This window comes from Streptomyces sp. NPDC054796, from assembly GCF_053611545.1.
The window spans coordinates 200,100-221,423 of record NZ_JBSHAO010000001.1; the positions used below are offsets into that span (position 1 = coordinate 200,100).

A 21,324-nucleotide genomic window follows, 5' to 3' on the forward strand; every position below is an offset into this window, starting at 1 on the left:
GGCGTCGGGCCAGCGGTCGAACGGCCCAGTGCTGCCGGGCCCGGGGACCTCAGTACGTCGGCCTTTTGTACGGTGCGGCGACGGGATCGCTCGCCGTCCCCTCGGCTGCGGGCCTGCATCAGCAGATCCGTCACGATGTCCTTCGTCGCGTCCTCGGCCTGTCGGGCAAGCGTGCAAGCACTTCGTCGTCGGCCGAGTCGAGGACCCGCCGGAGGAGGCGTTCTCACAGGCCCTGCGAGGCTGAGACCTCGGAACTGATTCGGGGCAATCTGCATGGGCTGTCGTCCGCACTTTGAAGTTCCTCCCGGAGGTGGCGCGTGTGCACCTTGCAGTGGGAGCGGGTGGGCGCGGTACACGTGGTCTGTCCGTGTGCTGGCAGTGAGTTCTGTTCGTGGGCGGGGTGGTGTGGCGGTGACGCGTGAAGTGACATACAGACCCAGTGGATGCCGGTCCGGTGCAGCGGTCTGCGCGGCCGTGGGGGTGTTGCTCCTGGCCGCGTGTGATTCGGGTGAGGCAACCGGCGGTGGCTCGTCGAAGATGTCGTCCGCGACGTCCACCGCGTCGGCCTCGTCTCCGCCGTCGCGCGGGTCGCTGCTGGAGGTGGCACGTCAGCGGGCCACGGAGGCGTACTTGGGGATGTGGCGGGATACCGCCGAGGCGGGCAGGACCTCGGACTGGCGCTCTCCGAAGTTGTCACGGCATGCGAAGGGCGACGCGCTCGCGGCGATATCCCGTGGGATGTATGCGGACCACCGTAACGGGCTCGTCTCCAAAGGGAAGCCGAAGAACTCGCCGGAAGTGACCTCCGTCGCCCCGAAGAGCGATCCCACCACGGTGATGATCTCTGACTGCGGCGATTCCACACACTGGCTGAAGTACCGGACCGACAACGGTGAGCTCGCGGACGATGAGTCCGGCGGGCGACGCGCGATCACCGCGGAGGTCAAGAAGCAGCCTGATGGCAGGTGGAAGGTCACCCGCTTCGCTGTCGAGGGGGTCGGCTCATGCTGAAGCGCGAGGCGGTCCTGGCAGGTCTCGTACTGATCGCCGTTATCGGGAGCGCGGGACCCGCCCTGGCTGACGACGGGTGGGGCTCGGTCGACTGCACCCAGAATCCGCACCCGGGATGCGAGTTGGGCGCTGGGAAGAAGGGGGACCAGGGTGCTGGCCCGTCCGCCGGAGGAAGCGGCGGTTCCCAGGGAGGAGGGGGCGGAAGCCGCAGTGGTGGCGGACAGCGCGGTGGTGAGGACTCGGAGAGCTCCAACCCTGATGCGCGCCGGGCGAACTGTTCCTACCAGCGCAGTGACTACGAGCCACCTTCGGATCTGCAACCCGCCGCTTACGGCGTACCACGAGGGCCACGATTCCCGACGGCGCAGGCTGCGGTTGCCCACTCGAAGGGGCAGGGATCGGCAGCACTGCCTGCTGCTCCCGAGCCGAGCACGGAGGGGGCCTGGTACGTGTACAAGTGCGAGGTGAACGGGGTGCGCGACGCGTACTACCGGCCGCCGATCTGGCTCCCCGACGCTCCGCAGGGCGACGGGGCCGGTCCCCAGGTCTCTCCCGCAGCGCTGGCGGAGCAGGCGCGCGATCAGTTGAGGTTGCCGTCGCCGACTATCAAGGCGAGCCCTGCCGAGGAGCAGTTGGTGAGCCTTCCGACGTGGCTGTGGCTGGGACGGGACGCCTGGCACTCGCAGTCGTCGACGGCATCGGTGCCGGGGGTGTCGGTGACCGCCGTGGCCCGGCCCACGTCCGTGGAGTGGTCGATGGGCGACGGCAGCACGATCACCTGCAAGGGCCCGGGCACGCCCTACCGGCCGGCCACGAAGACCAAGAATGCGGCGAACCCGAAGAGCGCGTCACCGGACTGCGGCCACACATACCGCTCCTCCTCCGCCGGGCAGCCGCACGACGCCTACCGAGTGTCGGCAACGGTGCACTGGTCGGTCACCTGGTCCGGAGCCGGCGAGTCGGGGGCCTTTCCGGGGCTGACGACGGACACGACGACCGCCTTCCGCGTCGCGGAGAGCCAGGCGCTCAACACCGGCGGCAGTTGAGCACCGTCTCTCTCCCGACGACGGAAGAGAGACGACAACCCGACCTTGATTCTGACCACCGCGCCTTCGCGCACGGTGGCGAGAACTCCTGCGCCAGGAGGTGGCTGTTGAAGAGAACCCGTGCCTCCACGCACGCCGACCCCACCCCGTTATCGAGCGGATTGCCGCCGCCGAGGGGCCGTCGGACGGGGCGTGGGGAAGACGAGCCGCCCTCGCGGTTGACGGCGATGCGTCGACGCCGACAACTGCCCTACTTGGCGCTCGGAGCCATGCTGGTGCTGAGCTGTGCGACTGCCGGAGTGGTGGTCGGAGCGCACTTGGACGACCGGGAAGCGGTCCTGGTGGTGGCGCGCGCTGTCAGCGTCGGCCAGGAGGTGACCGCGCGGGACGTGCGCCAGGTGAGCGTCTCGACCGACAGCGGTCTGGAGCCGATCGTCGCCAGTTCCCTTCCGGAAGTGGAGGGGCGTCGATTCGCCTACTCCCTCCCGGCAGGTGCGGTCCTGACCAAGGGCGCCGTCGGTGACGCCCGTATACCTCCCGCAGGGCGGGCGGTGGCTGCCGTGGGGCTGAAGCCGGGGCAGTTCCCCTCCGGCCTGGAGCGGGGAAGCCGGGTGGTGGTCGTGGTCGCCGCGAGCGAGGGCTCGTCGACGGGTGACTCCTCCACCGCCTCGTCCTCCCTGTCGTGGAGCGCGACCGTCAGCGACATCCAGTTGAAGGACAATGGACAGACCACGGTGGTCTCCTTGCAGACGGGGACCGACGACGCCAGGCACATAGCGGCTGTGCCCGAGGGGCAGCTCCGCGTGGTCACGGTCTCCGGTGGTGGGGCATGACGCTGGTGGCGGTGTGCAGCGTGAAGGGCTCGCCGGGAGTGACCACCGCGTGCGTGGCACTGGGCGCGCGCTGGCCCGAGGCAGAGCATCCCGTCGTGGTCGAGGTCGACCCGGCCGGGGGCGACCTCCTGGCCCGCTGGCGACTGGCCATGTCCCCGGGGCTGGTGAGCCTGGCGGCTGCGTCGCGGCGCACGACAGAGCCGGGCCTGGTGTGGCAGCACACGCAGCGGCTTCCCGGGGGACTGCCGGTGGTCGCGGGGCCGGTCGGCGCCGCCCAGGCGCGAGCGGCGCTGGGCACACTGGCCGGGGCTCAGGTGCCGGTGCTTCGCGAGGCCGCGAACCGGGTCGGCACGGTGGTGATCGCGGACTGTGGCCGAGCCGACCCGGACTCGGCGGCACTGCCGGTGATGCGGGCAGCGGACGTCACGCTGCTCCTGGCTCGTGCGTGTGACGACTCCTTGTCGCATATCGCTGTCCGGCTGGAGGAAGCCGCGCGCTGGTCCCGGAGAACACGCTTCGTCCTGGTCGGCGACGGCTACCCGACAGCGGAGGTGGCCCGGGAACTGGGCACCGAGGTGCTGGGGCGCATTCCCGAGGATGCCAAGGGGGCCGCGGCGTGCAACGGGCGGCCCGGCCGGAGCACGGCTCCGGTGCGCTCGTCCGTGGGGCGGGCGATGGCCGACCTGGCCGCTCTCGTGAGTTGGCATGCTCGGGGTGAGCCCGACGCTCATCGTGGGCCGCACGCGTACCGGCTCGCACCTCCCGCCACCGGCATCGACCCGCCGGTGTGGTGGAGAGATGCACCCGCCTCAGCGCCGACGTCCCGGAGCGGGGTGGAGCGGTGAGCCACCCCAAGAAGTACACGCCACTGCCCGCCTTCGGCGTCATCGGCGAACAGGATCACGACACCGCGCGGCGGCAAAGACCGCAGCCGGGGCTGCCCGGACCCGCCGACCTGACCGGTGCCGGCTTGCCGACGGACTCCCCGGCAGAGCAACTGCGGCGTCGGCTACGGCAGATGCTCTCGACCCGCCTGGCGGAGATGGCCCGGGCGGATGACGCAGCAGGACGGCCACCCGCGACGGCAGGTGAGCGCCGCACCCGAGCCGAAGCGGTCTTGATGGAGGCCGCCGAGGACCATGCCCGGTCCCAGATGACCCACGGCGGAGGAGTCGTCGCTCCCGAGACCGAGCAGCACGTCATCACCCAGGTCCTGGACGAGCTGTTCGGTATGGCAGGGCTGGAGCCGCTGCTGCGCAACCCGCAGATCGAGAACATCAATGTGAACGGCACAGCGGTCTTCGTCCGCTACGCGGACGGCCGCCGTGAGCAGCTTCCCGCGGTGACCGCCTCGGACGCCGAACTCATCGAGCTCATCCGCGGCCTGGCCGCCCGCTCCGGGATGGAGGAGCGCCGCTTCGACCGGGGCACCCCCGGGGTGTCCTTCCACCTACCCGGCGGGGAGCGGGCCTTCGCCGTGATGGCGGTCACCGCCCGCCCATCGCTCTCGATTCGCCGGCACCGTTTCGAGAAGGTCCGCCTCGCCGAACTGCGCCAGATGGAAACGATCGACCAAGGGCTGGAAACCTTCCTCCGGGCTGCGGTCCGCGCGCGGAAGAACATCCTGATCACCGGCGGGACAGCTATCGGGAAGACCACGATGCTCCGTGCCCTGGCCAGCGAGATCCCTCCGTGGGAACGGCTGGTCACCATCGAGGACACCTTCGAACTCGGGCTCGACGCCGACCGGGCGGCACACCCCGACGCGGTGGCGATGCAGGCCCGCGAGGCCAACGTCGAGGGCCGAGGAGCCGTCAGCCAGGCAGAGCTGGTGCGCTGGGCGCTGCGGATGTCCCCGGACCGGGTGATCGTCGGCGAGGTGCGCGGGCCCGAGGTGATCCCGATGTGCAACGCCATGAGCCAGGGCAACGACGGCTCGATGGGCACCCTGCACAGCAGCAGTAGCCGCAGCGCGTTCACCAAGCTGGCCGCGTACGCCGTCCAGGGCGTGGAGCGACTTCCGCTGGAAGCCACCAACCTCCTGGTCGCCTCCGCACTGGACTTCGTCGTGCACCTCGACACGAGGCGAGGGGGCGAGGGCCGGGTCGTCTCCTCGATCCGCGAGGTGATCGACGCAGACGACAAACAGGTCGTCTCCAACGAGGTCTTCCGACCCGGCCCGGACGCCCGCGCGGTACCCGGCGTCCCGTTGCGCACCCAGACCGCGGAGGACCTCGTCGACGCGGGCTTCGACCCCGAGGCCCTGACGCCCCCGGGATGGCGGTGGGCCACGTGAACGGCTACGCGGCCGTACTGGGATTGTGCGGGCTCGGCGTGGGCACCGGGCTTGCCGTACTAGTGCGAGCCTGGCGCGGCAGGTTCACCGCCGTGCCGGGACCGATGCGCCGACTGATCCGTCGCACCGCACATCGTCCGCCGTACGCACGGCGCCGACTGGCCGCGTCCGTCACCGCCGGGGTCCTGATGGGGGTCGTCACCGGCTGGGTGACCGGGGCCTTACTGGCGGCCATGGCGACCTGGAGCCTGCCACGCGTGCTGGAAGCGGCCACTGCCGATCAGCAGGAGACGGCCCGGATCGAAGGAATCGCGGGATGGACCGAAACGCTCCGGGACACGCTGGCCGCCGCAGCCGGTCTTGAGCAGGCCATCATGGCCACCGCGCACACGGCGCCGAAAGCGGTCCGCCCCTACACGTTGGGCCTGGCCGCGCGCATGGCCGGGGGCGAGCGTTTGTCGGCCGGTCTGCGGCGGTTGCAGGCCGACCTCGCCGACCCGACGGCGGACCTGGTGATCGCCGCTCTGACGCTGGCTGCACAGTACGAAGCGCGTCACCTCGGCCCGTTGCTCGGGGAACTCGCCGCGACCGCACGGGCCCAGGTGCAGATGCGCCAACGCGTCGAGGCCGGCCGCGCTCGCATGCGGACGACCGTGCGCGTGGTCGTGGCCACGACCCTCACGTTCGCCGGGGGCCTGATGGTGCTCAACCCGGACTTCCTGAGCCCGTACGACTCCGCCGTCGGACAACTGATGCTGCTGGGCATCGGGGCCATCTTCACGGCCGCCTTCACGTGGATCCGCCGGATCGCCCGGATCGAGAGCCCCCAACGGTTCTTCGGCGACGACACCTTCAGCAGCGCCCCGCCGACATCCACGACACCGCGACCGGAGGGGTGAGCCCGTGATCGCGCTTCTGCTGCTCGCGGCCGGTGTGGGGCTGGGGCTGTGGGCTCTGGTGGTCTGGCTGGTGCCGCCCCCACCGCCCTTGACCACGCTCATCGCCCGCCTGCGCAGCGAATCGGCCCCGCCCCCGCTCGTCCCCACCAGCGACGCGGGGTGGGCGCAGCACCTGGGACGGCCCTTCGTCGGTATCCAGCGAGCCCTGGGACTCCCGAGCCGGGCTCTGGCCCGGGACCTGGCGATCACCGAGCGGTCAGCCGAGGTCCATCTGGCCGAGAAGGCAGCGCTGGCGCTCACCGGGCTGCTGCTGCCTGCCGCGTTCGAGCTGGTGCTCGCCCTCGACGACCGGCCGCTGCCCTGGATGATGCCCCTGGCCGGGTCGCTGCTCCTCGCCACGGGCGGCTTTCTCCTGCCGGACGCCACGGTGCGGACCAAAGCCGCCAAGCGCCGGAGAGCCTTCCGCCACGCCCTGGGCGCCTACCTCAACCTGGTCCACCTCCTCCTCGCTGGGGGCGCGGGCGTGGACGGGGCACTGAACGACGCGGCCCGTGTCGGGCACGGCTGGGCCTTCCAGCAGATCAGCCACGCCCTGGACATCGCCCGGCTCACCCGCACTTCCCCCTGGGAGACCCTGGGACGGCTCGGCGACGAACTGGAGATCAGCGAGCTGTCCGAACTCGCCGCCGCGCTGTCCCTGGCCGGCACCGAAGGCGCACGGATACGCGCCTCCCTTGCCGCGAAGGCCGTGGCGCTACGACATCAAGACGGCAGCGAAGCCGAAGCGGAAGCGAACGCGGCGACCGAGCGGATGGCGGTGCCGGCCGCGCTGATGGCCGTCGGATTCCTCCTCTTCGTCTTCTATCCCGCTCTGACCCACGTCACCACCTCCCTATGAACCGGTCACCAACACCCGTGAGGAGGCCCGCCGTGCCTTCACTGTCACTGTTCGCTTCGATCATTCCGCGTGCCGTTTCCTGGCTGCGTACCTCGGCCCGCGAGGACCGCGGGTATACCTCCGAGGTCGTGATCTGGACCGCGACCCTGACGGGCCTCGCGATGTCCATCGTGGCCATATGGGGCCCAGAGATCCTGGACGCGGCTCGCAGCGCCCTGTGGAAGTAGGCAACGTGATGACGTCCACCGCGACCGCTGCATCTGCTCGGCCCTGCCCCGCCGGCGCAGGACGCGCCCGCCTGCCGTGGGTCCGCCGAACCGACGGGCGCTCCCGTGAAGACCGCGGGGCGGCCACCACGGAAATCGTGATCATCTTTCCGCCGCTGTTCGCACTGATCCTGACGATCGCCCAGGTTGCTGTGTGGGGCCATGGCCTCCACGTGGCGCAGGCCGTTGCCTCCCATGCCCTGGCCGCCACTCGTGTGGAGGGCGGCACCGCCCAGGCCGGCCGGGCCGACGCGCAGCACGTGCTGGACCAGCTCGGTCACGGACCGCTGCGCGACGTACATGTCGACGTGGACCGTGGACCGGAGAACGCTTCGGTCCGCGTCGACGGACGCACCAGCAGCGTCGTGCCGTTCCTGTACGTGCCGGTCCATGCCGAAGCCGCTGGCCCCCTGGAGAAATTCCGGCCAGCCGATCAGGCGGCGCCATGAACGAGGGCCCGCTTCCCGCCGTAGACGGAACGCCGCGCGGAGCTGTCGGGGGGATCCGCGTCGACGGGGGAGGGGTGACGGCCGAGGTGGTGGTGCTCACCCCGGTGCTGATCCTGATGCTGTGGTTCCTCGTGTACTGCATACGGCTGCCCGACGCGCTGATACGTATCGAGGACGCGGCCCACCAGGCCACCCGCGCGGCAAGCCAGGCCCGCACCCCGACAACAGCCGACACCCGGGCGCGCTCCACCGCCTCCGCGGCACTGGACCAGGCCGGGATCACCTGCCAGTCCCTCGCGGTGGACACCCACGGCAGCCTGCGGCCCGGCTCCACGGTGAGGGTCACCCTCGTCTGCACGGTCGGCCTCCAGGACCTCGCGCTGCTACGCCTCCCGGGCACGACCACCGTCCACGCCGACTTCGCCGCCCCGGTCGATGTCTACCGCGGCACAGCGCTCGGCCCCACACCATCCTCCGTCGCCCACTCCGGACAGGGGAGCGCCACATGAACCGGCACGCCGCCCGTCGACGAGGTTCGGTTGGTGATGACCGTGGGCAGGTCACCGCATTCCTCGTCGCCCTCGCCGGAGTCGTGGTGCTCTTCGCCGGACTGGCCGTCGACGGTGGCCTGGCGCTCGCAGCGAAGGTCCGCGCACTGAGCGAGGCACAGGAAGCCGCCCGCGCCGGCGCCCAGGCGGTCGACCTGGAGGCGTACCGGGCCACCAACGTTCTGCGCTTGCGACCAGACCAGGCCCGCGACCTGGCACAACGCTATCTGGCGGACACCGGCGACTCCGGCACCGCGATCGCGACCGAGCAATCGGTGACGGTCACGGTCACCGCGCGGCAGCCCACCCGGCTCCTCCGCCTCGCCGGACTTCGCACGCTGACCGTGACCGGCTCCGGAACCGCCCACCCTCGCCACGGCGTCAGCGATTCCGTCCCATGAGAGGCCCAGCCACGTCGGCTCGTTCTCACCACAGGCTGGCGACGCGTCTTCGACGAGGACGGCGTCACCAAGTCGGCCGACTCCTTCGTGCCCTCCCGGCCGCAGGTCTTCTCCTGGCCCTGGTAGTCGGCATCCCCTGGGGGCTGGTGACGTACGTCGGCTGGCCTCTGCCGGAACAGTTGCCCACCTGGTCCGAGATCCAGGCGGCACTGCTCACCCCGTTGAGCACACCCCTACTGCTCGACGTCCTGGCCTGCTTGCTGTGGGCAACGTGGACCATGTTCGTCCTCGACCTCGCCCGAACCGTCGGCGACCTCCTACGGACGACCCCGTGGCCCACCGCGCGACCCGCCGGACCGCTGCGGGCTCTGACCGCCGCGTTGCTGGGCACCATCGTCCTGGCGCTGCTCAACAGCCGACCCACCCCACCCGGAGTGCCAACGTACGCCTCCGCCAGCGTTGACCACTCCCCAACCAACACGATCAGCCCGCCCCCACATCAGCCGTTCCTCACGCCAGATGCCACCGCCCGCTTGGAACCGTCGTCGGAGCGGCCCGCACGAGTGCCGCGACCTGGCTCGGAGACGGCCGTGGTGCGTCCGCCTGAACACGGCATCCACGACAGCCTGTGGCGCATCGCCGCCAGGGAACTGGGCGACGGCAGCCGATGGCCGGAGATCTACGCACTCAACCGCGGTCGGGCACAACTCAATGGCGAAACCCTGACCACGCCCAACTTGATCCGTCCCGGCTGGGTCCTTCGCCTTCCCGACGAGCCTCGCCCTGAGCCCCCCGACCGCGAAGACCGCCACCCCCCTGACGGCCCGAAGCCGCCTTCTCCCGGCCCCGACGCCGAGGAACCGAGCACCCGCCCCACGCCGACGCCGGACAGCCCTCCACCCACTCCCGGCGACCGTGCTCACGAAACCCGCCCGAGCCCCGGTATATCCCTGCCGACCGGGGCGTTCGTCAGCGTGGGGCTGGCTGCCCTGATCGCCGCCGCGTGGCTGTCCAGGAAACGATGGCACCGTGTGCACTACCGCCCCGGCAGCGGACAACGCGACGACTTGGCCAGCGCTCCGGTCGTCCGTGCCCTCCGCTTGGCCCACGACCAAACGAGTCCGACGACCACCAGCGGCAGCCGCATCGACGACACGTCAGGCGAGCACAAGAACGGGGACATACAGGCTGAAGGACCGAGCGAGGCCGCCACACCGAGACGCACGCACGTCCTCGCCACCAAGAACGGTCAGGACCTCGCCCTGAACCTGGCTCGAACTCGCGGGCTGGGACTGGTCGGACCAGGAGCTCTTGACGCCACCCGAGCTCTGGTAACCACTCTGCTCGCCGAGCGCCACCACCCCGAAGGGCCCCACAGCGCCCTCCTCATGCCCGCCCACGACGCCGAGCTCCTCCTCGGCGACAACATCGTCTCCCGGCCCCACCTGGCCAAACTGCGCATCGTCGCCGACCTGGAAGCGGCCTTGGACCACCTGGAGGCCGAACTTCTCACCCGCATGCGCACCGCCGTCGACCGTGAGGCTGACCCCGCAGCCGACGCGGAGACCACCGAGGAACTGGTACTCGTGGCCACACCCGACCCAGGCGCCGAACAGCGCCTGCAAGCCATCCTCGACAACGGTTCCGTTCTCGGCCTGGCGGGTGTCATCGTCGGACAGTGGCCTCCAGGCGCCACTGCTCGCGTCATGTCGGACGGCACTGTCTCCGCCATGAGCACCATCCTCGCCCACACCCTCGTGGGAAGCCGACTGTTCACACTTCCACGCCCGGACACCGAGGCTCTGCTCGACCTGCTTCGCGACGCCGACGTCACCGTCGAACCTCCCAGCCCCCACACCTCGGGCCCTCTCCCGGCAACTGACTCCAGCCCCCAGCAGTCGGACAGTGACCCGAGGCTCGAAACCGCTTCACGCACACACCAGTCGGTCACCGGGACGGGGCGCGCTCGCGAAACCCCTCCCGGGCCCGGCGAAGCCGCGACACGTTCTGACCCCAGAGCCACCCGAACCACCACGGAGCCCGAGCAAGCCAGCAACCACGCATCGGCTGGACCACCGGACGAGCTGGCAGACGACCGCGCTGAACCGGAGACACCTCTGACGATGGCGCTCCTGGGCCGCTTCCAGATGGTGCTTCACCACGGCGATCAGCAGCAGGACCTCACCAGCGCTCTCGCACCCCGCCAGCGTGAAGTCCTGATCTTCCTCGCGCTGCATCCGGACGGAGCGCGAAGGGGAGCTCTGGCGACAGCGATCTGGCCCGAGGCCCCTACGGACCGTCCGTACAACGCACTCCACGCCACACTCAGCCAGCTCCGCCGTGCCCTCCGCACGGTGACCGACGGTGCGGTGAGCGACCTCATCCTCCACGATGGCGGGCGCTACGTACTCGACGAGGCGCAGGTCAGCGTCGACGCCTGGCGGCTGCAACGGGTACTGACCGCCTTGCGGCACAGCCCCGGAGCCGATGAGGCTGCCGCCGTTCAGCAGATCGACGCTCTCTACCGAGGCGACCTGGCAGAAGACGTCGCTGCCGAGTGGCTGGAAGCCCCGCGAGAAGCTCTGCGTCGTGACGTGCTCGACAGCATCACCGGCCTTGCCCGCTCCGTGGGCGAGGCCCGGCCGGAGTGCGCCCTCCTCCTGCTCGAACGTGCCCGAGCCCTCGACCCCTACAACGAGGCCCTCTACCGAGACATCGCCCGGTGCCAAGCCCGTCTCGGTCACCACGACGCCATCCCCAGGACCCTCGCGCTGCTGACCACTGCGCTTGCCGAACTCGACGAGCGTCCCAGCCAAGAGACCGAGTCCGTGTGTGCATCGCTGCAACGGTTCGGGGCCGGCGACCCGGGCATCCTCGGCGACACTGCGGAGTGACCTTCGCGGGTGGAAGGACGCTATTTTCCTGTTCACCGCCGAACGGGCGGCATAAGACGATCCCTCCGAAGGCCGAGTGGCTACCAGCGGGGATCACGCGGGCATTTGTGCGGCCGTCGGAAGAGAGGGTCGGGAACCTGCTACTCGGGGCGTCGTCTGGGGTGCTGTTGTGCGCGCACTACCAGCTCGGCGTTCTCGCTGCACCATGCAGAAACCGCCGGCGCCATCAGGTGGAGGAGCCTGTCGGCGGCTGAGGTGAGCCGATAGGAAACACGGTAGGGGAACTCGGAGTCTCTTCTGCGCTGAATGAGTTCGGTCTGCTCCATGCGCCGTAAAGTACGGTTCAGTACGCTCTCCTGGAGGTAACGATGATGCTTGTCCGACCAGCCGTCGTCGCAAGTGTTGGCGCGAACGGAATACAGGAGATCGGTATACAGTTTGGGGCCGTTCTTGAGTGTCACCAGAACGTCAGGGATCCATTCTCCATTCATGAAATGGAGAACGTCGCGGAAGTTCTGCGTCAGTAGGTCCAGTTGTGCACTCTTCGGCGATTCGGCTACCTCGCTGTCCTTCACGAGTGGTTGAGGTAAGTTTCCTGTGTGCCAGGGGGGTTGGTCGCTCTCGGTAGGCATTTCTCTCACTCCTTCCGTGACGGTTCTCCGCGCGAATGCCGATCTTCCTGCCCACTCGCATCACGTTCACCTGTCTACGGTGGCGCAGCTCAACTAAAGCCACTGGACCTGGCCACGAGAGCAAACTCTGCTTGGAAGGAACGCTGGGACAGGTGCAAGGTCTCATCGAGTAGTGAACAGATCTGACAGTGCTCGCAGGAGGTTTCTAGCTGCGTCTGTTGAAACGATGAGTTGATGTGCGTCGAGAGGTGCAGTGTGAAGGCACGGGTCGAACGCGATGCAGATCTCCCCGCTGTCGAGCTGTTGCGCGTCAACCAGATGGGTCTGCGGGGCAGCAGGTTGAACTTCCGCCATCTCGGAATCACCACGGCATATCTGATTGCCTCCTCGATCTTTGGCCTTGCATAGAGCCGTATCACAGTTCAAGAGCAGTTCGGACAAGTCTCCGGGAGTCAGATTGGTATGGGCGACTACTCCCATGGAGACGGTCTGCCCTGTGATGGGCACCGTCGTATTCCGTCCTGTCCGAACATTGACGGAGAGGCTGCAGATCCCGCGCTGGATGTCTCGGGCGATCGCCAGTGCGCTGTCGAGATCTGTGTCCGGCAGCAAGATAAGGAACTCGTCGCCGGCACATCCGCCGTAACGGCCGACGAGTCCCTGGCCACCACCACTGCGCCGCAGCACGGAAGCTGCGGCACGCAACACCGCGTCACCGGCGAGGTGCCCAAAGTTATCGTTCACGGCCTTGAAGCGATCGAGGTCCGCGAGGATCAGCGCGAGCGAGCGACGGCCGTGACGGGTGTGAGCCAGGGCCTGTGAGGCGCCGCGATCCCAAGCTCGCCGGTCCAGCAGTCCGGTGAGTTCGTCCGTGGGAGAAGCTCCACAGGCCGGACAGCAAGGTGGCTCTGCCTGTTCGAAGATCTCCACCTCGGGGGTGGCGAACGCGTCCTGCGGATGGTTGTCAGCACGATGCCTCGTGCTCTCACTCGTATTTGCGTATCCGAGGCCCCTGTTCGTCTCATGGCGCAAGGGGATGATGAGGCCGTCGGCGGATGTCGGAGGGGTAGACACCGTCCTTCTCTCCCTCACACCGGAATTCGATATTCACGGGGCGCCGCTCCTCTGGGAAGCGAGACCCTGGCAATTCCTTGATCGGACAGCGAAGGTTGTCGGGTGGCGCTCATGTAGCTCGGTGCATGACTGTGATCACCTGACGAATGGTGTATTCCGTATATGGTCGAGCGCCCCGGGGTGCCCCGCACCCAAGATCTCGGTAGCGGCTCCCGGGGTCGCTACTGTTGCTGCTGCTCTACTGGTTTACACCAACCGCCCTATCTAACTTCAAGGTAAGTCTCGCCGGGAGACAAGTCTGGCGGGCCGGTTTTTGAGTGAGGGCATCGGATGATGTTCACCATTGGTGAGGGGCCATGGATCGGCGACCTTGCATGGAATTGGAGGGCAGCCATGCTGAAGCAGTCATACGTGGGAAGTGGAGAACGCGCAGGCGCGCGCTAAACTTCACAACCCCACGGTCGAGATCAGGGCTTGGTGTCAGTCGGCTGAAGTGGGGATGGGCCCGTTGTCGCGCTTGTCACTCGCCTACGTCTCGCCATCTTCAGCTCCCCGGAGGGCGTGTCATCCAGTGGATATAGAAGCCGAACGCAGATGCCTCCGTCACATCGGCATGACCATCGAGCTACTGCGCAATCTTTGGACGTTCCCCGTGTTGGTGGCCATCCGGGAAGCCGCCATGCGGCCGACTGAAATCCTTCATCACATCAACGAAGGCAACGCTCGGAACGCGGACCTGACTACCCGAGTGCTGCACGAGAAGACTCTCCACGCCACCCTGAGCCGGATGGAGAGAGAAAAGATGATCAGGCGTCACCCCTGGCCGGCCGCGGCGAACATCGCAGCTCCATGGGCGTCGACTCAAATGAGCACGGAGTTGCTGTGTGCCCTGGACTCTGTCGGCGGCTGGGCTGATCAGCATCGCGATCAGCTCGTTCGTCAACTGATGCGGCATCGCGGCACCGCTCCCCGCGAACCTGAGTTCACGATGATCAATCAGCGCAACCGTGAGCAGGAGTACTGGCGGGGGATCGGTGTGGCTCTGGAAATTCTACGATTACGCTGGTCCTTCTCGATCATTGCGGCTCTGCGTCACGGTCCTCAGCGCCCGTCTGATCTCGTTGCGGAGATCAACGGGGGAATCAAGCGGAACCGGGACATCACCGGCGGCCGGACGTTGTCCGAGAAGATGTTGTGGGACACGCTGCACCGCTTGGTCGACGGGGGCTTGATCCTTCACGAGTCCCGGACACCCCAGTTCGCCTCCTCGGCTCGGTCCACTCTGACCTCGACGGGGAGCGACCTGTTCTCCGCTCTCGCCCCGGTGGGCGAATGGGGCGGGCGTTACCAGCGCCACCTGGCCGAAGTCATTCGCATCCGTCGGTCGTTGACCCCGCCCCATGAGTCAGACCTCTAGAAATAGCTGACTTGACGTCAGACACTGTGCGGTGCATGCCTGTTCATCGACGATGAGGAGTGCTCCCGTGTCGACGGCAAGCGAAAATCACGGCAGAGCAGATGCCTTCCCATTCCCGCCGGGAGAACACGGCAGTCCGCCCCAGGCATATACAGGCCAGCGAGGGAGCTGTCCCCTCAACCCCGTGCGGCTTCCCAGCGGCGATACGGTTCTGCTGGCGACCGCGTACGACGACATCCGCGAAGTCCACGCCGATCCGCGCTTCACCCGCAACCTGCGCTACCGCGGCGCGCCCCGCATGCTCGGCGATCGTGACATCTCCGACGACCCGCATGCCCTGGTCAACATGGACCCACCGGAGCACACCCGTCTGCGGCGCATCGTACAGGCGGCCTTCACTCCTCGGCGTGCTGAAGCGTGGCGCCCGCAGGTTCAGCGGATGGCCGACAACCTCCTCGACGCTCTCACCGCCCAGGCGCCGCCCGTCGACCTGCTGGACGCCTTCGCCTTTCCATTGCCGATCAACGTCATCTGCGAACTTCTGGGCGTTCCTGCGCAGGACAGCCCCCGCTTCCGAGCGTGGTCGGACGTATTCCTCTCCACCAGCGCCGCCGCCGCAACTGAGCGGGCCCGGGCCGGAGCCGAGTTCGTCGCCTACGTCGACCAGCTCATCGATGAACACCGGCGTCACCCCGGCACAGACCTTCTCGACGACCTCATTACCGCCCATGACGCCGAGGACCGGCTGAGTGCAGACGAACTCGGCCGCATGGTGCGCGGACTGATCGTCGCCGGGCACGAGACCACCGGGAACGTCATCGGCCGTGGTGTCCTCGCCCTGCTGCGCCATCCCGACCAGCTCGCGGCACTCCGCGACGACCCAGAGCTGCTGCCCAACGCCGTCGAAGAGATCCTGCGGGCGGAAGTGCCCGGCCACGGCGGCTTGCTGCGTGTGGCCACCGAAGGTCTGTCACTGCCGTCCGGCTGCCCGGTCGGCCAAGGGGAGGCCGTCCTCGCCCCTGTCGCCGCGGCAAACTACGATCCTCAGCACTTCCCGGAGCCAGAGGCATTCGACATCCGGCGACAGAACAACAAGCACGTTGCCTTCGGGCACGGCCCTCATTACTGCCTGGGGGCCAACCTCGCGCGCGTGGAGCTGCAAGTCGCCATCGGGTCGGTCATCGGGCGTTTCCCCAACCTTGCTCTCGCCTGTCGCCTCCAAGACCTGCCATGGACCAGCGGAAGCCGGATCTGTAGCCTCAGCGAGCTGCCCGTGACCTGGTAGCCGTGCCTCTCCTGAGGGGCTCGAACGTCCTCTGGTTCTCAGTTCCGGAACGGGACAAGCAGGTGATTCTCCTGTCGCCGTCCCGGTTCTTCAGGAGGGATCCCTCAATTGCCTGGCGGGATTCCTACTTCCTTACCTATGAACCTTCTTTTCTGATTTCCTGTTAGAGCGGTACCCCTTGTCTTGGGGGTCTGCGCAGGTGATTCCCTCCTTGCCCCCTTCCAGTCGATGCCGCGACTCAGTACTGCGTGGGTACCTGAACAGACTGTTCGCGGGTGTGAGAGAGAGGGCGTGTATTAGATTAGATCGCGATATTTTCCAATCACTGTTATCTTGCAAGTGAAATTCCTTTGCGCATCTTAATTCACCCCTCTCTTTCTTGGGGTAAATATTTTCTCCCGTACTTATGCTGCATTCCTTCAGGGGGGTTTCGAAGTTTCTCCCTGTGTGGGTAGCTGAAAAGAATCAACAGATTTTATTGCGTGCAGCCTTGCTGTGCCCATGAATTGCGAGATAATTGGGCTATCGAGACGTAGTACATCGGGTACACGTCGAGAGCGATCGGAGACGATCGTGGCCGATTCAGGTTACCGCCGGTCGGGGGATGCTACGGCGGAAGACATGGAGCGCGTAACGTGGGAAGATTTCATCGACCTGCAAAAGATCGCGCGGGGGTATTGCCGAACCGTCGATTCTACGCGTTCACGGAAGCGGATGGATGGCAGTGCGAGCGTTCTTCGAAATGGGAGTGCGCTGTACGGGACGGACGACGTGAGCGACGACGTCACCCAAGATGCCGTTTTGATCTTCGCGAAGCGACTGCGCGAGATCATCACTACCTGCGAGGTTGCTGCTGTCTGGGTTGCGACTCGCGAACCTTCCGCGTGGCAGTACGTCCGACGCGACGGGGAAACGATCATCGTCACTCGTAAGACGCTTCGGTACTGGGCAGTCCGGGATTCCGCCGCGCGGAACGGATACCGGCTGGACGTCAAGCCGGAAGAAATCGACTCCATGCCCGGAGATAAGATTACCCGTGGAATTCCGCATGCGGACAAGCTTTCCACGCTAGCCGTAACCCCCTACCTGTCAGGGAACAGCGAAGCGATTTTCCGTTCCGTGTGGGGTGACGGAAGTGAGTACCCGACGTTACGTCGCGTGCTGCGCATCGCGAGTCAAGTGGATGATCTCGGACGTGCCCCTGTGATGGGGAAAACGGCGCAAGAGGTGTACGGGGGGCCGCTCAACTCGTCCTCGAAGGTGCAGCGTGCGCGGGACGTCGCAGTGAAGGAATACCGCTCCTTGGCAGCGTCGCTTGACGCTGCCCGGGAAGAGCTGGTCTATCGCAGCGCGGAACGGCAGAAAGGCGACTAGTCGCGGCTCAGTGGGTACTGGTGCCCCGAACCTCATGGTTCGGGGCACCTTTGCTGTCTCGGGTGGCCGTAAGGAGATTTTCGGTGATCGGTATTCGGGTGTCTCTGCGCGCCGTATTTATGTGAGAACGCAAGTCCGCGATCCAGACTCGGAGAGGCGTTCCGCTGTTGGCGTTCTGGGGGTTCCCGAAGATTCTTGCGTGTGATCGGTAATCGGGTGGTTCGGGGCGCCGTATTTATGTGAGGGCTCGTTGCTTCTCGTGACGATGCCTTCGGTTGAGTTATCGGCGGCTGAGGGTGATGAGCGGCCTGCCGGTTTCCATTGTCTTTTCGTCCCTCGCGGATACCAGTATGAGGGGCGTACATGATCGGTAGGAGAGGGATCATGGCTCGTTCAATAGAGTACGCGTTCGGATCAAACGGTGCCGATGTGCGTCGGTTGGTCATGGCCGCACGCTACGGCGAGACGTACGACGTCGATTGGGATCCGAACGAGGGTTCTTGGGGCGTGATCAACGGTCGGGGCACGTTCGTTCAGCACACCGCCACGCGTGAGGCGGCTCGCGCCGCAGCCCAACGCGGCGGAATTCCTGAGAAGCGTTGACCCGGATCGCGGTGGCCGACGGGCCATGTGCGTTCTGTTGAGCCCCACTTCAGCGCACGTCTCGAACGTGCGCTGTCTGGGGGCGCTCATGCGGGAGCGCCTGTGACACAGGAGAAGAATCATGGAAACCGCTAGCGCGATCGAGCTGATCCAGGACGTGATCTACAAGCCGGGGTGGAGTTTCACGGCGCGCGATCACACACAGCGGTTCGAGGACACCGTCGTTGTTCGCGTGGATTATCCGGCGCGCAACAGCAACCGGGACCAAGCGAAGGCCGGGTACCCGCAGACGATCACCACGTATGCGGAATTCCCGCTCGTGGTCAAGAACTTCACCAACGAGGACCTGTACGCCTCCCTCCTGAAAACGATCATTTCCATCGAGGAGCACGAGGCGCGGGAGTTTCTGCGTGTGCTGCCTACGGACTGGGCGCCGTTCCACCCCCACCGTGTGGATGGAATGCGCCGTTGGGCCGCGCGCAACGGCGAAGGGGGTGACGTACTGGCCGACCTTCAGTTCGGTATCGCCTGATGCCCCCTCGCGTCATGGCGCATCAGAAACGTGGAGCGGCATGACGGTGACCATCCGGGCTCCGTCGTTTCCGGACTGCACTGATGAGACGTCTGCCGCGTGGCATGGGTGCGGCACCCCTGATGGGGTGCCGTCGCCCGTCCGTTCCAGGCACATGATCGAGGAGAGGGATCATGGACCTCATCAATGACGCCACAGCGACCCCCGTCGAGCCGGGCGACACGATCCACATGGTCTCCGGCCCCAACGCTGGGCAGGCGTGGCGGTTCGAGAAGGTCATCGAGCACGCGACCGACGGGCACCGTGTGCACGTCACTCGGTTGCACCCGAAGTTCGGTCGGGTCCACAGGGAGTACCACCCCAGCCTGTTCGGCTGCTCTGTAGCGATCGATGTTCAGTGGTTCGCGGACAAGCGGCGCCTTTTGCAGGGTCTATATGTCGTTGCCTCGCAGTCGGTGCTGCTGACGGTGGGCGGAATCATCGCTTGGCTGATCGCCGAGTACGGCAACGCGGAGTGGAGCGGCCTCCTTGCTCTGCTCGGTGTACACGCTGGGTCCTGAGGCTCAGCCACGAGGGCGCACGTCCATGCCGGGCGTGCGCCCTCTTCGCTTCGCAGACACAGGTTCCCCGCCATGCCGGGCGGGACGTGATCAGCATGGAGAGGACTGATCATGGACACTCTGACCACCCTTGCCGTGGCCTCCTTGTACGACGCGCTCTTTCTGTCCGGCGGGTTCACCGTCATGACTCGTCCGAATGGGAGTGCCTACGTACCCACCGAGGGCTACGCGGTGAGTCTCACCCCCACCCAGCACACCATCACAGCCCTCGCGCCGTTCGACGCGTTCGCGGAACTCGTCGGCGACGTCACGGCGCGGTACGGCGCCGCGACTGGCTTAGGAGGGTGGCTGGCCGACGGGGTGATCTACGTAGATCCGGTCGAGATCATCGCCGACCGACAGGAAGCCATTTCAGCGGGGAGGAAACGTGAGCAGCAGGCGATCTTCGACCTGGCAACAGGAACGGAGATCATGCTCTGACCCCGGCTGATGCCTCCGTGGAAGGAGAGTTCGGGGAACTCCTCCCGGGTTCAGCCACCTGCCTCATGAGCGAGAGCTCCAAGTGTCGCCAACGGGGATGCCGCCCCGTTGCGCCTTCTCGGGCTTGGTGCCCGGTGCCTTGGAGCTCTCGCGGTCCCGATCTTTGGAGAGGCGGGACCTAAGAGCGAGGTTGCCACGCGTCAGCGGCCAGCGCGAGAGACGGCTCCACACGGGATAGCGGCATGAGGAGATGTAGTCCGGGGCCGCCTCACAGTTCTGGACGCCCGCGGACGGTCAGCGGCGCAGCCCCGTCGAGGCGCTCCCTTCTCAGCTCAAGCGCGCAGGGGGTGCCTCCTTTCGCGCCGGCGGATCACCGTCGCGAAGCCGGAGCCGCCGTCGGACGGGATCCGCCGGGCTCCGTTGAAGACAGCCGTCCGACCTCTCACAGCGGAGGGAGGCACGTCGTGATCCCCGTCAATGCATCTGAAGAAAGACGCGAGCACTACGTACGCAACATCATCGCGATGTGGCGTTCCGCCAGCCCGGAACAGAAACAGCGCGGACGCACCTGGTACCAAACTGCCCACGACCTCGCAGCGCTGATCGCTGACGGCGACTTCCGGAGAGGAGCAGGGGTGCTCGCCGCTCTCTCCGCGAACAAGTCGTGGTCGGAGAATCGTCGCTTAGCGCAGTACGCCTACGAGAGCGGCGTGCCGTCAGGTCACGTGCAGGACGCGCTGACCAAGGTCTCGAAGATCATGGCAGGGGCAGACCCCACGGAGGTGCTGCCCATGGACCGAAAGACCGGCATGTTCTACCGCTGTATCGCTGATCCGTCCGACCCGGACGCGGTGGTGATCGACCGCCACGCGCACGATGTCGCGGTAGGTGAGATTTACGGGCAGCGTGACCGAGGGCTGGGCAGCGCAGCCCGGTACAAGCTCTTGGCGGACTGCTACCGCGAGGCGGCGCAGCGACTTCACGAGTTGCCCAGCACCGTGCAGTCGGTCACCTGGGTCGTCCACACCGAACGTGTCGCGGGCACAGGGACGCGGAGCGGACGCGTGCCACGCGTATGAAGTCTCGCGTGCTAAGGCGCCCCGTCCTCGGGCGGGTACCGCATGTGCGTCAAACAATTCCGCGGAGATCGGTAATTGGGAAGTTTCCCGTGCCGTATCTAAGTAGTTACTCCAGTAGCGGAAACTGCCACATCCCGGAGTTCCTACCCGGACTCGTGTCCAGCTGTTCGTGCTGGACCGTCAAAGCCCCCGGGCACCCTCAGCCCCCGCCCTCTCTCCTGGGGGTGCTCGGGCCTCCTCTATCTGAGGGGTAGTCGTGACGCGATCTTCTCTCTCGGCGCCCCGGCGCAAGGCCCCCCTTGGGTTGCGTAGCTCAGTTGGTAGAGCGCCGGTCTTATAAGCCGATGCGGTCGCGGGTTCGAGTCCCGCCGCAACCACTCTCAATGACATCTAACCACCCAGGCGCATCCGCTGACGCTGCTGGAATGCGGGGAGGAGCTTTGGCTGTAGAGGTCACATATGTTGAGCGTCCGACGGCTCCGCAGGCTCTCTTGCCTTTCCTCGGACTGTATGTGGTCGCGTTATCAGACGGTCATCCGGTGTGGGATGGTCAACTCATCGCGATCAGCGACAGGGTGCACATCCGAAAATACAGCGGTGAGATCGCTGAATTCATCCTCAGTGAAACAATTTTCAAGTGTGTTCGGGAGAAGTGACCCGTGCGTGCGTCAGCTCGCATCCCGGTCTACGGGGCATGGCCTCGAATTTTCTCTCTAATGGGAAATTCTCAGACGAAGGAAGTTCCTC

General features: G+C 66.7%; 23 protein-coding genes and 1 tRNA gene. 22 read left to right on the forward strand and 2 right to left on the reverse strand.

What is annotated here, in order from left to right:
- The first annotated feature begins 630 nt into the window (after window positions 1-630).
- From ACWGJ2_RS00890 to ACWGJ2_RS00945, 12 genes are all read left to right on the forward strand, one after another.
- Window positions 631-1,011, forward strand: coding sequence for a hypothetical protein (locus ACWGJ2_RS00890; RefSeq protein WP_453343747.1), 381 nt, complete (start codon window positions 631-633; stop codon window positions 1,009-1,011).
- A 449-nt stretch (window positions 1,012-1,460) separates the two neighbouring features.
- Entirely contained in the window at window positions 1,461-2,057 is a 597-nt protein-coding gene (locus tag ACWGJ2_RS00895; RefSeq protein WP_453343748.1) for a hypothetical protein, read from the forward strand.
- A 227-nt stretch (window positions 2,058-2,284) separates the two neighbouring features.
- Window positions 2,285-2,890, forward strand: a complete 606-nt coding sequence (locus ACWGJ2_RS00900) for an SAF domain-containing protein (RefSeq protein ID WP_453343749.1) — start codon at window positions 2,285-2,287, stop codon at window positions 2,888-2,890.
- Window positions 2,887-3,735, forward strand: coding sequence for a hypothetical protein (locus ACWGJ2_RS00905; RefSeq protein ID WP_453343750.1), 849 nt, complete (start codon window positions 2,887-2,889; stop codon window positions 3,733-3,735). Before ACWGJ2_RS00900 ends, ACWGJ2_RS00905 begins: the two co-directional genes overlap by 4 nt.
- A complete protein-coding gene (locus ACWGJ2_RS00910) occupies window positions 3,732-5,186 on the forward strand; it encodes a CpaF family protein (protein WP_453343751.1) in 1,455 nt (484 codons plus the stop codon). Before ACWGJ2_RS00905 ends, ACWGJ2_RS00910 begins: the two co-directional genes overlap by 4 nt.
- Window positions 5,183-6,085, forward strand: coding sequence for a type II secretion system F family protein (locus ACWGJ2_RS00915; protein ID WP_453343752.1), 903 nt, complete (start codon window positions 5,183-5,185; stop codon window positions 6,083-6,085). Before ACWGJ2_RS00910 ends, ACWGJ2_RS00915 begins: the two co-directional genes overlap by 4 nt.
- Window positions 6,086-6,089: 4 nt before the next feature.
- Window positions 6,090-6,983, forward strand: coding sequence for a type II secretion system F family protein (locus ACWGJ2_RS00920; RefSeq protein WP_453343753.1), 894 nt, complete (start codon window positions 6,090-6,092; stop codon window positions 6,981-6,983).
- Window positions 6,984-7,015: 32 nt separating this feature from the next.
- Entirely contained in the window at window positions 7,016-7,210 is a 195-nt protein-coding gene (locus tag ACWGJ2_RS00925; protein ID WP_453343754.1) for a hypothetical protein, read from the forward strand.
- An 8-nt stretch (window positions 7,211-7,218) separates the two neighbouring features.
- Window positions 7,219-7,698, forward strand: coding sequence for a TadE/TadG family type IV pilus assembly protein (locus ACWGJ2_RS00930; RefSeq protein ID WP_453343755.1), 480 nt, complete (start codon window positions 7,219-7,221; stop codon window positions 7,696-7,698).
- A 74-nt stretch (window positions 7,699-7,772) separates the two neighbouring features.
- A complete protein-coding gene (locus ACWGJ2_RS00935) occupies window positions 7,773-8,207 on the forward strand; it encodes a hypothetical protein (protein WP_453343756.1) in 435 nt (144 codons plus the stop codon).
- Window positions 8,204-8,647: a TadE/TadG family type IV pilus assembly protein gene (locus ACWGJ2_RS00940; protein ID WP_453343757.1), complete on the forward strand. Its 444-nt coding sequence runs from the start codon at window positions 8,204-8,206 to the stop codon at window positions 8,645-8,647. The genes ACWGJ2_RS00935 and ACWGJ2_RS00940 overlap by 4 nt, the downstream gene beginning before the upstream one ends.
- Before the next feature lie 146 nt (window positions 8,648-8,793).
- Window positions 8,794-11,541, forward strand: a complete 2,748-nt coding sequence (locus ACWGJ2_RS00945; RefSeq protein WP_453343758.1) for a hypothetical protein — start codon at window positions 8,794-8,796, stop codon at window positions 11,539-11,541.
- Between the two features lie 140 nt (window positions 11,542-11,681).
- Here the strand turns inward: ACWGJ2_RS00945 and ACWGJ2_RS00950 are convergent, their stop codons facing one another.
- Both ACWGJ2_RS00950 and ACWGJ2_RS00955 read right to left on the reverse strand, forming a co-directional pair.
- Window positions 11,682-12,173, reverse strand: coding sequence for a winged helix-turn-helix transcriptional regulator (locus ACWGJ2_RS00950; protein ID WP_453343759.1), 492 nt, complete (start codon window positions 12,171-12,173; stop codon window positions 11,682-11,684).
- 162 nt (window positions 12,174-12,335) lie between these two features.
- Complete coding sequence (locus tag ACWGJ2_RS00955; RefSeq protein WP_453343760.1) at window positions 12,336-13,103, reverse strand: GGDEF domain-containing protein; 768 nt, start codon at window positions 13,101-13,103, stop codon at window positions 12,336-12,338.
- A gap of 757 nt (window positions 13,104-13,860) precedes the next feature.
- On the opposite strand from ACWGJ2_RS00955, the gene ACWGJ2_RS00960 reads away from it, so the two are divergent.
- The 10 genes from ACWGJ2_RS00960 (at window position 13,861) to ACWGJ2_RS01005 (ending at window position 21,233) form a co-directional block, all read left to right on the forward strand.
- Complete coding sequence (locus ACWGJ2_RS00960) at window positions 13,861-14,664, forward strand: winged helix-turn-helix transcriptional regulator (protein ID WP_453343761.1); 804 nt, start codon at window positions 13,861-13,863, stop codon at window positions 14,662-14,664.
- Between the two features lie 184 nt (window positions 14,665-14,848).
- Window positions 14,849-15,949, forward strand: a complete 1,101-nt coding sequence (locus tag ACWGJ2_RS00965) for a cytochrome P450 (RefSeq protein WP_453343762.1) — start codon at window positions 14,849-14,851, stop codon at window positions 15,947-15,949.
- A gap of 573 nt (window positions 15,950-16,522) precedes the next feature.
- A complete protein-coding gene (locus tag ACWGJ2_RS00970) occupies window positions 16,523-17,323 on the forward strand; it encodes a hypothetical protein (RefSeq protein ID WP_453343763.1) in 801 nt (266 codons plus the stop codon).
- 384 nt (window positions 17,324-17,707) lie between these two features.
- Window positions 17,708-17,926: a hypothetical protein gene (locus tag ACWGJ2_RS00975; RefSeq protein ID WP_453343764.1), complete on the forward strand. Its 219-nt coding sequence runs from the start codon at window positions 17,708-17,710 to the stop codon at window positions 17,924-17,926.
- 121 nt (window positions 17,927-18,047) lie between these two features.
- Window positions 18,048-18,458 (forward strand): hypothetical protein, encoded by a 411-nt coding sequence (locus ACWGJ2_RS00980; RefSeq protein ID WP_453343765.1) that lies wholly within the window; start codon window positions 18,048-18,050, stop codon window positions 18,456-18,458.
- Window positions 18,459-18,631: 173 nt separating this feature from the next.
- Window positions 18,632-19,018 carry a hypothetical protein gene (locus ACWGJ2_RS00985; protein ID WP_453343766.1) on the forward strand — a complete coding sequence of 129 codons (387 nt, stop codon included), beginning with the start codon at window positions 18,632-18,634 and terminating at the stop codon, window positions 19,016-19,018.
- Window positions 19,019-19,129: 111 nt separating this feature from the next.
- Window positions 19,130-19,498 carry a hypothetical protein gene (locus ACWGJ2_RS00990; protein WP_453343767.1) on the forward strand — a complete coding sequence of 123 codons (369 nt, stop codon included), beginning with the start codon at window positions 19,130-19,132 and terminating at the stop codon, window positions 19,496-19,498.
- A 464-nt stretch (window positions 19,499-19,962) separates the two neighbouring features.
- Complete coding sequence (locus tag ACWGJ2_RS00995; RefSeq protein WP_453343768.1) at window positions 19,963-20,577, forward strand: DUF7178 family protein; 615 nt, start codon at window positions 19,963-19,965, stop codon at window positions 20,575-20,577.
- Between the two features lie 302 nt (window positions 20,578-20,879).
- Window positions 20,880-20,954, forward strand: a tRNA-Ile gene (locus tag ACWGJ2_RS01000).
- A 63-nt stretch (window positions 20,955-21,017) separates the two neighbouring features.
- Window positions 21,018-21,233: a hypothetical protein gene (locus ACWGJ2_RS01005; RefSeq protein WP_453343769.1), complete on the forward strand. Its 216-nt coding sequence runs from the start codon at window positions 21,018-21,020 to the stop codon at window positions 21,231-21,233.
- The last annotated feature ends 91 nt before the right edge of the window (window positions 21,234-21,324 follow it).

Coding starts and splice junctions, on each gene's coding strand:
- ACWGJ2_RS00900 (WP_453343749.1), top strand. CDS start 2,285: ATGCGTCGACGCCGACAACTGCCCTACTTGGCGCTCGGAGCCATGCTG.
- ACWGJ2_RS00975 (WP_453343764.1), top strand. CDS start 17,708: ATGGCTCGTTCAATAGAGTACGCGTTCGGATCAAACGGTGCCGATGTG.
- ACWGJ2_RS00980 (WP_453343765.1), top strand. CDS start 18,048: ATGGAAACCGCTAGCGCGATCGAGCTGATCCAGGACGTGATCTACAAG.
- ACWGJ2_RS00990 (WP_453343767.1), top strand. CDS start 19,130: ATGGACACTCTGACCACCCTTGCCGTGGCCTCCTTGTACGACGCGCTC.
- ACWGJ2_RS00930 (WP_453343755.1), top strand. CDS start 7,219: ATGACGTCCACCGCGACCGCTGCATCTGCTCGGCCCTGCCCCGCCGGC.
- ACWGJ2_RS00950 (WP_453343759.1), bottom strand. CDS start 12,173: ATGCCTACCGAGAGCGACCAACCCCCCTGGCACACAGGAAACTTACCT.
- ACWGJ2_RS00940 (WP_453343757.1), top strand. CDS start 8,204: ATGAACCGGCACGCCGCCCGTCGACGAGGTTCGGTTGGTGATGACCGT.
- ACWGJ2_RS00985 (WP_453343766.1), top strand. CDS start 18,632: ATGGACCTCATCAATGACGCCACAGCGACCCCCGTCGAGCCGGGCGAC.
- ACWGJ2_RS00960 (WP_453343761.1), top strand. CDS start 13,861: ATGACCATCGAGCTACTGCGCAATCTTTGGACGTTCCCCGTGTTGGTG.
- ACWGJ2_RS00905 (WP_453343750.1), top strand. CDS start 2,887: ATGACGCTGGTGGCGGTGTGCAGCGTGAAGGGCTCGCCGGGAGTGACC.